Genomic DNA, 13,858 nt, shown 5'->3' with positions numbered 1-13,858 from the left:
TCGCGGCGTCGGCGTCGTTGCGGTGGACCTGCAGTGAAGCGCTAGCGCGCCACGCTGCCCTTGGTCGAACCGGCACCCGGGCCGGCACCCAGGTCGGCACCGGTGGTCGGGTCGCTGTCCGGCTGCGACAGCGTACGCGCCGCCAGCGCCTGCACTGCGCTCTGTTCCAGTTCGCTCAGGCCCACGCTGGGCATCCCGCTGCCGCCATCCACCGCCACCTGGCGATTGCGGTTGGCAATGGACTCCCACTGGCTGCCGCTGTTCCAGGGCCCCTGCATGTCGCCGTCGCCCTGCGACATGTCGTAGTAGCGGTCGGTGAAGGCCGGATCGCCCGGCAGTTTGCCTGGCGGGAAGTTCGGCTCGATCGCGTATAGCGCCTTCTCGAAGGATTTCTGGTGCGCCACCTCGCGGGTCATCAGGAAGGTCAGCGCATCGACGATGCCCGGATCGTCGGTGACGTTGATCAGGCGCTCATACACGATCTTGGCACGCGCTTCGGCGGCGATGTTGGAGCGCAGGTCGGCCGTCGGCTCGCCGATGCTGTCCACGTAGGCCGCGCTCCACGGCACGCCACTTGAATTGACCAGCGCCGGGCCGCCGCCGTAGAGAATCTGCTGGGTCTGGCTGGTGTTGTTGTTGCGGGTGAGGTTGCGCATGTCCTCGGCTTCGGCCATGCCTTCGGACAGCACCGCCTTCGGCCCCTGGTTGAGCATGGCGATGATCGAGCCGATGATTTCCAGGTGGCTCAGCTCCTCGGTGGCGATGTCGTAGAGCAGATCCTTGCGGCCGGGATCGACCTCGCCGATGGCCTGGGTGAAGTAGCGCATCGCCGCGGCGAGCTCGCCTTGCGGGCCGCCGAACTGTTCCAGCATCAGCGAGGCCAGCGCCGGATCGGGTTGTGCCACGCGGACCGTGTACATCAGCCGCTTGTTGTGCATGAACATGGGGTTCTCTTGGAGTGCCGCCCGAACGTCGAGACGACGCAATGGCGCGACCGACGGCCGCGCGTGGGGGATAGGCGTCTTGGACGCTGCGACCCGCGCCGGCGGGCCGCAGCTGGGGCGGTCAGGCCGCCTTGCGCTTGCGTGCCGCTTCTTCGTTGCCCCCCTGCTCGGCCAGCAGGGTCAGCTTCTCGTCGGTGGACTTCTCTTCATTGAGCGTTTCCAGCAGCAGGCTCAACGCATCGTCCATGCCCAACTGCTTGGCCATGGCGGCAAGTGTGCCGTAGGAGGCGATCTCGTAATGCTCGACCTTCTGCGCGCCGCCGATCAACGCGGCATCGCGCACCGGGCCGGCTTCGATCGACTCGATCACTTCCTTGCCTTCTTCCACCAGGCCTTCCATGGCGGCGCACTTGATCCGCTTCAGGCGCAGGTTGCCTTTTTCGACGATCTGGTCGATGCGTTCGATCTGGCCTTGGGTTTCTTCCAGGTGCGCTTCGAACGCCGCGCGCAGCGCCGGGTTGGTGGAGGCGCGTGCCAGTCGCGGCAGTGCCTTGGTCAGCTGCTTCTCGGCGCTGTAGATGTCCGACAGCTCGTGGATGAACAATTCGTCGATGGTCTTGACGGCCATGGGGAGTCTCCGGTCGATGATGGTGGGTGCTGCGGGGGAATGCGCACGCGTCGTGCGGTGCACGACGACGCTCAGTGCTTGGCGGTTTCGCCTTCGGTGCGTTCGCGCTTCAGGAACGCCAGGATCGTGGCTTCCTGGTGCTCGATCAGCCACTCGGCCATGGCGATTTCCTGGTCGAGGATGGCGGCGCAGATGTCGGCGATCTCGGTCTGCCCGGCTTCCTTGGCGGCGATCACCAGGGAACGGTAGCTGGCGATCTCCATATGCTCGAACGCGTAGCTCACGCCCAGGCTCTTGGCCACCTCGTCGCTCATCATCGAATTGCCGGCGGCGTGCACCGAGGCCATCACGCTCGCCACCGTGCCCTTGATCGTCGGGACCGAGCCGTCGAGGATCTGGATGCAGCGCTTGACCTGCTCGGACTGATCGCGGGTTTCGTCGACGTGCTGCTCGATGCGCGCCTTCAGCTGCGGGCAGTGCTCCAGGCGGCCGGCGGTGGCAGTGAGCATGGTGTTGGCCTCCTGCTCCATGGCGTAGGCGTCCTGCAGCCACTTCAACAAGCGTTCGGTGTTGCTTCGGGTCATGGATATCGCTCCAGATGGTGTGCGCGACGCACCTGCATCGCATCGCGCGTCCGTGTGTTTTTCCCCTGTGCGATCAACCTAGACTTGCCGCCGTTAGAGCAGTTGCAGCGCAGAGTGAATGCCGTGCGAGATGCCGTGTGAGGAGATGTACACGGTGGCGATACGCGTGATGCGCGGGTGCTGCATGTCTTTTGCGCTCGCGCTCGAAGGAGCGGCTTCAGTCGTGACAGGCCTTCATGGGAATGCCTGTCGCGGCTGAAGCCGCTCCTAAAGAGGGGAGTGCGCTAGATCTGTGGCCTGCTAACGAGACAGCAGCAGGCGCGATGCGTGTGCTTGCGTGAGGATCACGGCGACAACATCAGGAGAAAGCCTCTCGCGGCCAGAGCCGCACCTACAGCGCCGCCAGCCCGCAGCGCTTTTCCCATTCCCGATTCCCCACTTACGATTCCCGGCCTTACAGCGTCACTGCGCCACCCGAGATGGTCAGCAACGTGCCCGAGGTATAGCTTGAGGTGTCCGCAGCCAACAATACATAGGCCGAGGCCAGTTCCGCTGGCTGGCCAGGACGGCCGAACGGCGTCTGCTCGCCGAAGGTGCGCACCGATTCCTCATCCATGCCGGTGGGAATGAACGGAGTCCAGATCGGGCCTGGCAGCACCGCGTTGACGCGGATCTTCTTCTCGGCGAGCAGGCCGGCCAGGCCGATGGTCAGGTTGGCCAGCGCGCCCTTGGTGGCCGAGTACGGCAGGATGTTGGGCGTGGGCTTCTTCGAGTTCACCGAGGCGGTGTTGATGATCGAGCCGCCCTCGGGCATGTGCGGCAGCGCCAGCCGCACCAGGTGGAACGGCGCATGCACGTTGGTGGCGAAGGTTTTCTCCCATTCGTCGAGGGTGATCTCGTCGAAGCTATGGAAATAGCGCTGGTAGGCCGCGTTGTTGACCAGTACGTCGAGGCCGCCGAAGGCGTCGGTCACGGTCTTGATCAACGTCTCGGCCTGCGCGCGGTCGCTGATGTCGCACGGATGCAGCAGCACGCGCACGCCGGCATCCTCAACCAGCTTGCCGATGCGCTCGGCGTCGTCCTGCTCGTCGGGCAGATAGGCGATGGCAACGTCGGCGCCTTCGCGCGCATAGGCGATCGCCACCGCCGCGCCGATGCCGCTGTCGCCGCCGGTGATCAGGGTGCGCTTGCCCTGCAGCAGGCCGTGGCCGACATAGCTGTCTTCACCGTGGTCCGGTTTCGGATCCATGGCCTGGGTCTTGCCGGGAAAGGATTGCTGCTGCGCCTTGAACGGCGGCGACGGATAGTTTGGAACGGCCATGTGCATGCCTCGTTGGGGGAGTGTCCGACGAGGGTGGGCAGGCGCAGGTAAAGCCGGGGCCAAGGCCATGTCGGCGGCATGTCACGATGCGGGCAAGCGCCCGTGCCGATGGCTGTCTGCGGTGGCGACGCCGCTGCGCCGCGAACTCAGCCGGCGGCGAGCGTGCGCGCGCCGACGATGATCATGCGCAGCATCGCGGTGATCTGCCGGATCAGTTCAGGATCCTTCTCCGGCGGCAGGTCCATCGCGGTGGCGCCCATCGCGAACACCAGCCGGGTGATCGCCTTGGACACCAGTGCCGGCTCGTGCAGCGGCGAGCCCTCCAGCGCGGCCAGGCGGATCAGGTCCACCCGCAGTTCGTCCTCGAAATAGTTCAGCTCGCGGTCCACCGCATGCTTGAACGCGTCCGAGCCGACCGTGCCCTCGCGTAACAGGACGTGCAGCAGCTTGTCGTCGGCGCGCAACTGTTCCATGAAAGTCTCCACGGAACTGAGGATGATGCTGCGGCGGTTGCCGGCGGCACGCTGCCGCGCCTGGCCGATGATGGTGCGCAGCGAGCTGCCGGCCAGGTCGATCAGCGCCACCGCCAGCTCGTCCATGTCGCGGAACTGGCGGTAGAAGCTGTTGGGGGCGATGCCGGCCTCGCGGGTCACCTCGCGCAGGCTCAGTGTGGACACGCTGCGGTGCGGCCCGATCAGTTTGAGCGCGGCGGCCAGCAGGTCCTCGCGCGAGATCGCGCCCTTGCGGGCGTTCGGCGTGTCCGCGAACGGGGGAGGGGAGAGCGTCGTCATGGGCAGACCGGGCCAGGCAATGAGGGATGATAACGCCATTGCTGAATGCACAACTGTATAGACATCTGTATCTTCATCTGTATAGTGGACCCATGAACGCTGCCCGCCGTCCCGCCAAGCTCCGCCCCGCCGCCCGCGCCCTGCGCGCCTGGGTCAAGCCGGACGTGTTCGATTTCTGGTCGACCCGCCTGCATCCGTTGTGGACCTGGCAGCGCCCGCGCGCCCGGCTGGTGCAGCGTGAGGCCGCCAGCAGCGATGCGGTGACCCTGGTGCTGCAGCCCAACCGCCACTGGCGCGGCCTGCGTGCCGGCCAGCACGTGGAACTGGGCGTGGAGATCGACGGCCGCCGGCTGCTGCGCAGCTACAGCCCCACGCCGTTGCCGGGCGGGCGCCTGGCGATCACGGTCAAGACCGTCGACGGCGGCCGGGTCAGCCAGTACCTGGCCGGCGCGGCGCGCATCGGCGAGGTGTTCGAACTTGGCCAGGCCTACGGCGAGATGGTGCTGCCGACCGCGCCGCACGGCCGCTGGCTGCTGCTGGCCGCCGGCAGCGGCATCACCCCGATGCGCGCGCTGCTGCGGCAACTGGCCGATGCCGGCATGCCGGCCGATGTCGACCTGCTGTACTGGGCGCGGCGCCACGACCAGGTCTGCTTCCGCGACGAACTGCAGGCGCTGGCCGCGGCGCATCCGCGTTTCCGCCTGCAGTTGGCCATCACCGGCGAGGGCGACACGCCGGCGCCGCGCGTGGACACGCTGTCGATGGACGCCCTGGGCGACCTGGGGCAGGCGCAGGTGCTGGCCTGCGGCCCGGGCGGCTTCGTGCAGGCGGCGCGCGCGCGCCTGCAGCACCGCGTGGCCCGCTTCCAGGCCGAAGCGTTCAGCCCGCCGCCGGCCCCGGCCGATGTCGAGCAGGGCACCGTGGCGGTGACCCTGGCGCGCAGCGGCCGCGTGCTGCAGCTGCCGCGCGGCCAGTCGCTGCTCACCGCGCTGGAAGCCGAAGGCCTGCGTCCCAAGCACGGCTGCCGCATGGGCATCTGCAACAGCTGCGCCTGTGGCAAGCAGGCCGGCATCACCCGTGATCTGCTCAGCGGCGCCCACGCCGCCGAACCCGGTTCGCTGAAGCTGTGCGTCAACAGCGCCAGCAGCGACCTGACCCTGGACCTCTGAAGGACTTCCCCATGGCGGCTCCCCGCAACCGCGCACTCACCCCTGCCGAACTGCAGGCCTTCGGCGACGAACTGGATGCGCTGCGCATGCGCACCCTGGCCGACCTGGGCGCGCGCGATGCCCGCTACATCCGCCGCATCGTCGCCGCGGTGCGCTACACCGGCGTGGCCGGCCGTGCGCTGCTGTTCCTCGGGGCGTTCGTGCACAGCGTGCTGGTGCCGGCGTGGATCGCCGGCGTGCTGCTGCTGACCCTGTCCAAGATTTTGGAGAACATGGAGCTGGGCCACAACGTGATGCACGGCCAGTACGACTGGATGGGCGATGCGCACCTGAACGGCAACACCTACGAGTGGGACATCGTCGCCACTGGCGACAACTGGCGCAAGACGCACAACTTCAAGCACCACACCTACACCAACGTGCGCGGCATGGACGACGACATCGGCTATGGCCTGCTGCGCATCTTCCCCGAGCAGCGCTGGCGCCCGTTCTACCTGGCGCAGCCGTTCATCGCGGTGGTGTTCGCGCTGCTGTTCGAATGGGGCGTGGCGATCCAGGACCTGCGCCTGGGCCGCTGGCTGGCCGGCAAGATGAAGCGCGGCGAATTGAAGCGGACGTTCCTGCCGGTCGGGCGCAAGATGGGCCGGCAGATCTTCAAGGACTACATCCTGTTCCCGGCGCTGGCCGGCCCGTTCTTCCTGCCGGTGCTGCTGGGCAACCTGGCCGCCAACGTGCTGCGCAGCATCTGGACCTTCGTGATCATCTTCTGCGGCCACTTCACCGCCGACGCCGAGACCTTCCCCAAGGAGTCGATCAAGAACGAGTCGCGCGGCCATTGGTACCTGCGGCAACTGCGCGGTTCCTCCAACCTGGCCGGCGGCAAGCTGCTGAACGTGCTGTCGGGCAACCTCAGCCACCAGATCGAGCACCATTTCTTCCCGGACGTGCCGGCCAACCGCTATGCGGCGCTGGCGGTGCAGGTGCGCGAGATCTGCGCGCGCTACGGCCAGCACTACAACACCGGCTCGCTGCCCAAGCAGTTCGGCCAGGTGGTGTGGCGGATCCTGCGCCACGCCTTCCCGAGCCGGCCGCGCCCGGTGCGGGCGCTGCAGCCGGCGACGCAACAGGCCGGCTGAGCCTCGCGCACAGGTCAAGCAAAAAGGCGGGGGCGACCCCGCCTTTTTCATTGGCCCGGCGCTGGCGCGATATGCACGCCTCGCTCACGGGAGGCTGTCGATCATCCTTAGCCGCCTGCAGACGCTGGCGGCGGTGCAGGCGTCTGCCGTCGAGCGAGGGCCTGCGATGAAACCTGCCAAGCTGTTCAACGTCGTCGCCAAGAAGGCGTCGTATGCCGCCGGCACGCCCTGGACCTTCTGCATCGCGCTATGCATCGTGCTGGTGTGGGGCCTCAGCGGCCCGGTGTTCGGCTTCAACGACACCTGGCAACTGGTCATCAACACCGGCACCACCATCATCACCTTCCTGATGGTGTTCCTGATCCAGCACACCCAGAACGCCGACACCGCGGCGATGCAGATCAAGCTCGACGAGCTGATCCGGGTCAGCGCCAAGGCCAACAACGAGCTGCTGGATCTGGAAGAGCTGGACGAGAAGCGGCTGGAAGAGATCCGCAAGCAATACGAGGAACTGGCGCGCAAGGCCGGGGAAGAACTGCGTGCGCGCAATGCGCGCCACGGCGATGGCCGCGAGACCCACGATCGCCCCAAAGGCTGAGCTGACGCCCGCGCCCTGCGGATGGCGGAAGCAGCGTGTCGGCGGTGAGCGCGCGACACGCCGCTGCGCGTTGCAGGGATCAGGCCGGCACGGCGCCGTCCGGATCGTTTGTGGCCGCAGTCGTCGACGTGGGCTCGGCGCCTTGCAGGGCGTCGCCATGCGGCGGCGTGGCCCGACCTTCATCCAGTTCGGCTGGTGGCATGGACGAGGCCGCGTCGGCCATGGTGGTGTGGGTGTTGCGGCGATAGGCGCGGATGGCGGCGTAAGCCGTGCCGGCTAGCGCAAGTTTCCAGAGTAGACCGGACATCGCAGGGCTCCAATGTGGAAGGAGCGGCCAGCGTCGGCCAGCACGGGTGGCGCAGGCGTGCAGGTCACGTGCGTGCGGCGTGGTCGCGCCGGTCGGCATCGCAGTCGCCGCTCGCGCTGCCTTCATCGCAACTTGCATGCCGGCTAACGTGCGCCGGCCTAGCGTGATCCGCTCACACGCTTCTGCAGGAGATCGTCATGGCGCAGCGCACTTCACCTCCCACCGGCACGCACGATGTACGCCAGGCCGCCTACCGCGGCACGCAGGGCGATGTGTCCGCCGACAGCGGCGTGCCGCCGCGCGGCCGCGACCGCGGCGTGCCGTCGCAGCCCATGCCGTCGCCGCACGCACGGACACCGCAGGACCACGGCGAGGACCGCAGCGGGCGCAGCCAGCCCAACCTCGGCCAGGCCGGCACCTACGGCGCCACCGGCGAGCATGCCGGCGGCGCACACGGCAAGGCCGCCACGCCGGGTGGCTACCACGAGGATGATGCGGACAATGCGGCGCACGATGCCGCCGCTGCACGCGGCGAAGACTAGCCGCACCGTGCGCTGAACATGGGGGCGGCAGGCGCGGGCTGCATCTGCTGCGCCACGCGTCGGTAACGCACGCGGTGCGACCATGCTGCTCCCCACCCGGAGATCAGCACGTATGTCCAAGCAGACCATGGCTCGCCTGCTCGCCGAAACCCTGCACAGCGCGGGCGTGGAGCGGATCTGGGGCGTGACCGGCGACAGCCTCAACGGCTTGACCGACGCGCTGCGGCAGATGGACAGCATCGAGTGGATGCACGTGCGCCACGAGGAAGTGGCCGCCTTCGCCGCCGGCGCCGAAGCCGCGGTCAGCGGCAAGCTGGCGGTGTGCGCCGGCAGTTGCGGCCCGGGCAACCTGCATCTGATCAACGGCCTGTTCGATTGTCACCGCAGCCACCAGCCGGTGTTGGCGATCGCCGCGCACATTCCGTCCTCGGAGATCGGCCTGAGCTATTTCCAGGAGACGCATCCGCAGGAACTGTTCCGCGAGTGCAGCCACTACGTCGAACTGGTGACCAACCCGGCGCAGATGCCGGAAGTGCTGCAGCGGGCGATGCGCACGGCGATCCTGCGCCGCGGCGTGGCGGTAGTGGTCATTCCAGGCGACGTGGCGCTGCAGGAAATGCCCAAGGGCACGCCGACGACGTGGCCGGCGCTGGCCGTGCCGCGCATCCTGCCGGCCGACGCCGACGTGGCGAAGCTGGCCGATCTGCTGCAGGCGAGCAAGGCCACCACCTTGCTGTGCGGCAGCGGCTGCGCCGGCGCGCACGACGAGGTGGTGGCGCTGGCCGACGCGCTCGGCGCACCGATCGTGCACGCGCTGCGTGGCAAGGAACATGTGGAGTGGGACAACCCGTTCGACGTCGGCATGACCGGCCTGATCGGCTTCAGTTCCGGCTACCAGGCCATGCTCAACTGCGACACGCTGCTGATGCTCGGCACCGATTTCCCGTACCGGCAGTTCTATCCCAAGGACGCCACCATCGTGCAGGTCGATAACGACCCGGCCGCGCTGGGGCGGCGCACGCCGCTGCAACTGGGCATCGCCGCCGACGTGCGCGAGACCATCGCCGCGCTGCTGCCGCGCCTGCAGCGTCGCGAGGACCGCGGCTTCCTGGAGAAGTCGCTGGCTCACTACCGCAAGGCGCGCGAGGGCCTGGACGACCTGGCCGTGGCCTCGGCCCCCGGCGAGCCGTTGCATCCGCAGTTCGTCACGCGCATGGTCGATGCGCTCGCCGACGCCGATGCGATCTTCACCTGCGACGTCGGCACGCCGACGGTGTGGGCGGCGCGCTACCTGACCATGAACGGCCAGCGCCGCCTGCTCGGCTCGTTCAACCACGGCTCGATGGCCAATGCGATGCCGCAGGCGCTCGGCGCGCAGGCGCAGTTCCCGCGCCGGCAGGTGATCTCGCTGTCCGGCGATGGCGGCTTCACCATGCTGATGGGCGATTTCATCACCCTGGCCCAACTCGGCCTGCCGGTGAAGGTGGTGGTCTACAACAACGGCTCGCTGGGCTTCGTGGCGATGGAAATGAAGTCGGCCGGCTACCTGGATACCGGCACCGACCTGAGCAATCCGGACTTCGCGGCGATGAGCAACGCCATGGGCATCCTGGGTCTGCGCGTGGACGAGTCGGCGCAACTGGAGCCGGCCCTGCGCGAGGCATTCGCGCATCCCGGCCCGGCGCTGGTGGACGTGCGCGTGGCCAGCCAGGAACTGGCGATCCCGCCGGCGGTCAAGCTGGAACAGGCCAAGGGCATGGGCCTGTACCTGCTGCGCGCGGTGATGAGCGGACGCGGCGACGAGGTGCTGGAACTGGTCAAGACCAACCTGCGCTGAGTCGCCGCAGGCACCGCGGCGCGGTTACGATCGCCGCGGTTCGCCCCGCTTCTTCCGTTGCGCCCAAGGACGTCCATGCCCCGTTCGCTGTTGCGGCAACTGCTGCTGATCTGGATCGTCATCGTCGCCGCCTGCGTGGGCATGGCGGTGGTGCTGGTCGGGCTGTACCGGCACAGCGAGGGCGTGCGCAGCGAACGCGCGCAGGCCGGGTTGCGCGAGGTGTGCACGCGCATGGTGCAGCGCTACAACGGCGCCAGCGCCGCTGCCCACGGCAGCGACGGCACCGGCCTGGCGGCGGTGGTGTCGCAGCTGGTGCTGGCCGATGCCGCCGGCGTGGAAGGCGGCTTCTGGGACCGCCAGCGCGGCTTCGTCGCCTATGCCTATCCGACCTACGACGGGACCGAGCACAAGACCGACGTGCCCTCGGCCGAGCGCAACGTCATCGTGTCCACCGCGCAGCGCGGAGTGGAGGCGCAGCACCCGGTGGACTATCGCCGCGACGGGCAACGCGAGAGCCTGCTGATCGCGGCCTGCCCGCTGGACCGCAATGCCGCGGCCTGGGCCATGACCCGCGTGGCCTCCAGCGACGCCGCCGCCAGTCTGCCGCTGGCGCTGGGGATGGCGCTGATCCTGGCGCTGGTGGTGGTGTCGGCGCTGGCGCTGGGCTGGGTGGTGCGGCGCTGGAGCCAGCGCCTGCAGGGCATCCAGCAGGCCTTGGCGACGCCGGCCGAGGTACCGCAGATCCCCAAGACCGGCGCGCCGGAGCTGGACCGGCTCGGCGCCGCGGTCACCGACTATGCGCAACGCAGCGCGCGGGCCCTGGCCGAGACCCGCCGGCTCGGCGAGGAGCTGTCGCGGCACGAACGCCTGGCCGCGCTGGGGCGCATGACCGCGACCGTGGCGCACGAAATCCGCAACCCGATCGCGACCCTGCGCCTGGCGCTGGAAAACCAGATCGCCGCGCACGCGTACGGCGCCGACGACGCCCAGGCGCAACTGATGCTGGCGCAGATCCAGCGCCTGGACGGCGTGGTGGAAAGCCTGCTCGGCATGGTTCAGCCGATCCGCCTGCACCGGCAGACGGTGGCGCTGCAACCGTGGCTGCAGGCGCTGCTGGACCCGGCCGACTGGGACGGGCAGACGCCGCCGATCGCGCTGCGCCTGCAAGTGGCGCCAGCGCAGTGGATGCTGGATCCGCAGCAGGCCGCGCGCGCCCTGCACAACCTGCTGCGCAATGCGCTGCAGCACGCCGCGCCCGGCACCGAGGTCACGTTGGCGGCGCAGGCCGAGAACGACCTGCTGCACCTGCGCGTGCGCAACCAGGGCGAGCCGGTGCCGGCGCCGGTGGCCGCGCATCTGTTCGAACCGTTCGCCAGCGGCCGCAGCGACGGCAACGGCCTGGGCCTGGCGCTGGTGCGCGAGATCGCCCGCGCGCATGGCGGCGAGGCGCACTACGCGCATCGCGACGGCATCACCGAGTTCAGCCTGGAGCTGCCATGGCGCGCATCCTGATCATCGACGACGAACTGGCCTTCCTCAGCACCCTGCAGGCCACGCTGCGCTCGTTCGGCCACGAGGTGGTGGCCGTGGCCGACCCGCGTGAGGGCCTGGCGCGCCTGGGCGAGGGCGGCCTCGACCTGGCCTTCGTCGATTTCCGCATGCCCGGCATGGACGGCATCGCACTGATGCGTGCGCGCCAGGACGACGCGCAGGCCATGCGCGTGCCGCTGGTGATGCTCACCGCGCATGCGTCCAGCGGCAACACCATCGAGGCGATGAAGCTCGGCGCCTTCGATCACCTGGTCAAGCCGGTGGGCCGCGCCGATATCGCCGAGGTGGTCGAGCGCGCCCTGCGCAGCCGCGGCGACGCCGCGCCGGACGCCGCAGCGGCGATGCCGGCCGAGGAAGACGACGCGCTGCTCGGCCACAGCGCGGCGATGCGCACCGTGCACAAGCGCATCGGCCTGGCCGCCGCGTCCGACCTGCCGGTGCTCATCACCGGCGAAACCGGCACCGGCAAGGAACTGGCGGCGCGCGCGCTGCACCGTGCCAGCGCGCGTGCCGCGCAGCCGTTCGTGGCGATCAATTGCGCGGCGATTCCCGCCGAGCTGATGGAGAGCGAGCTGTTCGGCTACCGCAAGGGCGCGTTCTCCGGCGCGGTGAGCGACCGCAACGGCCTGATCCGCGACGCCGATGGCGGCACCCTGTTCCTCGACGAGATCGGCGACATGCCCTTGCCGATGCAGGCCAAGCTGCTGCGTTTCCTGCAGGAAGGCGAGGTCTCGCCGCTGGGCGGGCGCGGCGCGCAGAAGGTGGACGTGCGGGTGATCGCCGCCACCCACCGCGACCTGCTGCAGGCGGTGGACGCCGGGCGCTTCCGCAGCGACCTGCGCTACCGGCTCAACGTGGTGCCGATCGAACTGCCGCCGCTGCGCGAGCGCGGCGACGACATCCTCCTGCTCGCCCAGCACTTCCTCGCCGCCGGTGCCAGCGCCCCGCAGACCCTGTCGACGGCAGCGCAGGCGCGCCTGCGCGCCTATCCCTGGCCGGGCAATGTGCGCGAACTGCGCAACGCCATGCAGCGCTGCCAGGTGCTGGTGCGCGCGCCGGTGGTCGAGGCGCACGACCTGGACGAACTGCTGGCCCAGCCCGCCGAGACGCCCACGACGCTCGATACCGACGCGCTGACCCTGCCGCAGGCGATCGCGCAACTGGAACGGCAGATGATCCAGGCGGCGCTGACCCAGGCCCACGGCAACCGCGCCGAGGCCGCACGCCGGCTCGGCATCCATCGCCAGCTCCTGTACCGCAAGCTCGACGAGTACGGGCTGTAGCGGCGCGCTGGCGCGCCGCGGGATTGGGGATTGGGGATTCGGGATTCGTCACAGCACCAGACATCAGGCGACGCGTCCGCTTTTGCGAATCCCCAATCCCCAATCTCCAATCCCCTTCCATCCACACCTGTCCGCAAAGCGGACAGATGTGGATGGAATGGAGACGCTGCCAAAGCCAGATTGGCACTCGATTCATTTAAAGATCAATGACTTAAAAGTTGGCACGGCCTCTGCATTATTTCTCCTGCGAGCGGCGCCCCCTTGCCGCTCAGGAGGAACTTCCATGATCCGTCGTAGCGCACTCGCTCTGTCCCTGGTGCTGGCCACCGCCGCCGCTGCCGCCACCGCGCAGGTGCCGGCGCCGCCCGCACCTCCCGCCCCGCCGGCGCCCGGCAGCGTTCCGGCGCCGCCGCCGCCGCCCGCGGCCCCCGTCGCTGCCACGCCGGTGCGCGTGGACGGCACCGTCGAGCGCTTCATGCTCAACCCCAACGGCGACGTCGATGGCCTGTGGCTGATGGACGGCACCCAGGTCAGCTTCCCGCCGCACCTGTCGGCCGATCTGCAGGCCGCCGTACGTCGTGGCGATGCGATCTCGGTGCAGGGCTATCGCCTGGGCAGCCTGCCGCTGCTGCAGGCCAACACCATCACCGCGCGCCGCAGTGGCAAGCAGGTGGTCGACCGCCCGCCGAACCCGATGACGCCGCCGCCGGCGCCCCCGGCACCGCCGGCCCTGACCCCGCTGCAGGCCGATGGCCGCATCGAGCGGCTGGTCTATGGCCCGCGCGGCGACACCGCCGGCGTGCTGCTCAGCGACGGCACCGTGGTGCGCATGCCACCGCACGCCGCCGTGCAGTACAGCGAGTTGCTGCGGCCCGGCGCGCGCCTGAGCGTCAACGGCTTCGGCGTGTTGACCCAGGTGGGTCGCTCGGTGGAAGCCACCCAGGTCGGCCGCGACCGCAACTCGCTGCAGGCGGTGTTCGCGCCCCCGGCCCCGCCTGCGCCGCCGGCTGCTCCGCCGCCGCCGGGCGCGCCGGGTGCGCCGGCCGCCCCGCCACCGCCGCCGGCCCCGCGTTGATCCGGGCGCGGTTCCATCGCGCCTGACCCCTGCGCCCGCCGTTCGCGGCGGGCGCTGCCGGCCCCCGTCGGCATCCCTTGTTCGTCTGGAGA

General features: G+C 69.3%; 14 protein-coding genes. 8 read left to right on the top strand and 6 right to left on the bottom strand.

The window, feature by feature from the left end:
- Window positions 1-41: 41 nt before the first annotated feature.
- The 5 genes from SLW52_RS10425 to fabR all read right to left on the bottom strand — a co-directional run bounded on the left by SLW52_RS10425 (window position 42) and on the right by fabR (window position 4,268).
- Window positions 42-944, bottom strand: a complete 903-nt coding sequence (locus SLW52_RS10425) for a manganese catalase family protein (RefSeq protein ID WP_043094621.1) — start codon at window positions 942-944, stop codon at window positions 42-44.
- A gap of 121 nt (window positions 945-1,065) precedes the next feature.
- Window positions 1,066-1,572: a ferritin-like domain-containing protein gene (locus SLW52_RS10420; protein WP_048491450.1), complete on the bottom strand. Its 507-nt coding sequence runs from the start codon at window positions 1,570-1,572 to the stop codon at window positions 1,066-1,068.
- A gap of 71 nt (window positions 1,573-1,643) precedes the next feature.
- Complete coding sequence (locus tag SLW52_RS10415) at window positions 1,644-2,156, bottom strand: ferritin-like domain-containing protein (protein ID WP_320740207.1); 513 nt, start codon at window positions 2,154-2,156, stop codon at window positions 1,644-1,646.
- A 454-nt stretch (window positions 2,157-2,610) separates the two neighbouring features.
- Window positions 2,611-3,477 carry an SDR family oxidoreductase gene (locus SLW52_RS10410; RefSeq protein WP_017910119.1) on the bottom strand — a complete coding sequence of 289 codons (867 nt, stop codon included), beginning with the start codon at window positions 3,475-3,477 and terminating at the stop codon, window positions 2,611-2,613.
- Between the two features lie 146 nt (window positions 3,478-3,623).
- Window positions 3,624-4,268, bottom strand: coding sequence for an HTH-type transcriptional repressor FabR (gene fabR, locus SLW52_RS10405; RefSeq protein ID WP_320740208.1), 645 nt, complete (start codon window positions 4,266-4,268; stop codon window positions 3,624-3,626).
- Window positions 4,269-4,360: 92 nt separating this feature from the next.
- Here fabR and SLW52_RS10400 point away from each other — a divergent pair, with 92 nt between their 5' ends.
- From SLW52_RS10400 to SLW52_RS10390, 3 genes are all read left to right on the top strand, one after another.
- Window positions 4,361-5,437, top strand: coding sequence for a ferredoxin reductase (locus tag SLW52_RS10400; RefSeq protein WP_320740209.1), 1,077 nt, complete (start codon window positions 4,361-4,363; stop codon window positions 5,435-5,437).
- Between the two features lie 11 nt (window positions 5,438-5,448).
- Window positions 5,449-6,573, top strand: a complete 1,125-nt coding sequence (locus SLW52_RS10395; RefSeq protein WP_152235636.1) for an acyl-CoA desaturase — start codon at window positions 5,449-5,451, stop codon at window positions 6,571-6,573.
- 166 nt (window positions 6,574-6,739) lie between these two features.
- The gene (locus SLW52_RS10390) at window positions 6,740-7,171 is read left to right on the top strand and encodes a low affinity iron permease family protein (RefSeq protein WP_152240348.1); all 432 of its coding nucleotides are present in this window, start codon (window positions 6,740-6,742) and stop codon (window positions 7,169-7,171) included.
- Between the two features lie 79 nt (window positions 7,172-7,250).
- Here SLW52_RS10390 and SLW52_RS10385 read toward each other — a convergent pair whose 3' ends face one another.
- Entirely contained in the window at window positions 7,251-7,478 is a 228-nt protein-coding gene (locus SLW52_RS10385; protein ID WP_295944941.1) for a hypothetical protein, read from the bottom strand.
- A gap of 197 nt (window positions 7,479-7,675) precedes the next feature.
- On the opposite strand from SLW52_RS10385, the gene SLW52_RS10380 reads away from it, so the two are divergent.
- The 5 genes from SLW52_RS10380 to SLW52_RS10360 all read left to right on the top strand — a co-directional run bounded on the left by SLW52_RS10380 (window position 7,676) and on the right by SLW52_RS10360 (window position 13,766).
- A complete protein-coding gene (locus tag SLW52_RS10380; RefSeq protein ID WP_295944938.1) occupies window positions 7,676-8,020 on the top strand; it encodes a hypothetical protein in 345 nt (114 codons plus the stop codon).
- 127 nt (window positions 8,021-8,147) lie between these two features.
- Complete coding sequence (poxB, locus tag SLW52_RS10375) at window positions 8,148-9,857, top strand: ubiquinone-dependent pyruvate dehydrogenase (protein WP_267100301.1); 1,710 nt, start codon at window positions 8,148-8,150, stop codon at window positions 9,855-9,857.
- Window positions 9,858-9,932: 75 nt separating this feature from the next.
- The gene (locus SLW52_RS10370; protein WP_320740210.1) at window positions 9,933-11,369 is read left to right on the top strand and encodes a HAMP domain-containing sensor histidine kinase; all 1,437 of its coding nucleotides are present in this window, start codon (window positions 9,933-9,935) and stop codon (window positions 11,367-11,369) included.
- Window positions 11,354-12,691, top strand: coding sequence for a sigma-54 dependent transcriptional regulator (locus SLW52_RS10365; protein WP_295942390.1), 1,338 nt, complete (start codon window positions 11,354-11,356; stop codon window positions 12,689-12,691). Before SLW52_RS10370 ends, SLW52_RS10365 begins: the two co-directional genes overlap by 16 nt.
- Window positions 12,692-12,974: 283 nt before the next feature.
- Entirely contained in the window at window positions 12,975-13,766 is a 792-nt protein-coding gene (locus tag SLW52_RS10360; RefSeq protein ID WP_153750613.1) for a hypothetical protein, read from the top strand.
- Window positions 13,767-13,858 lie beyond the last annotated feature (92 nt).

Source organism: Xanthomonas sp. LF02-5, assembly GCF_034105325.1.
In the GTDB taxonomy this organism is placed as follows: Bacteria; Pseudomonadota; Gammaproteobacteria; order Xanthomonadales; family Xanthomonadaceae; genus Xanthomonas_A; species Xanthomonas_A sontii.
Note: the sequence above shows the minus strand (reverse complement) of the source record. Positions and strands in the feature narration are given on the sequence as shown.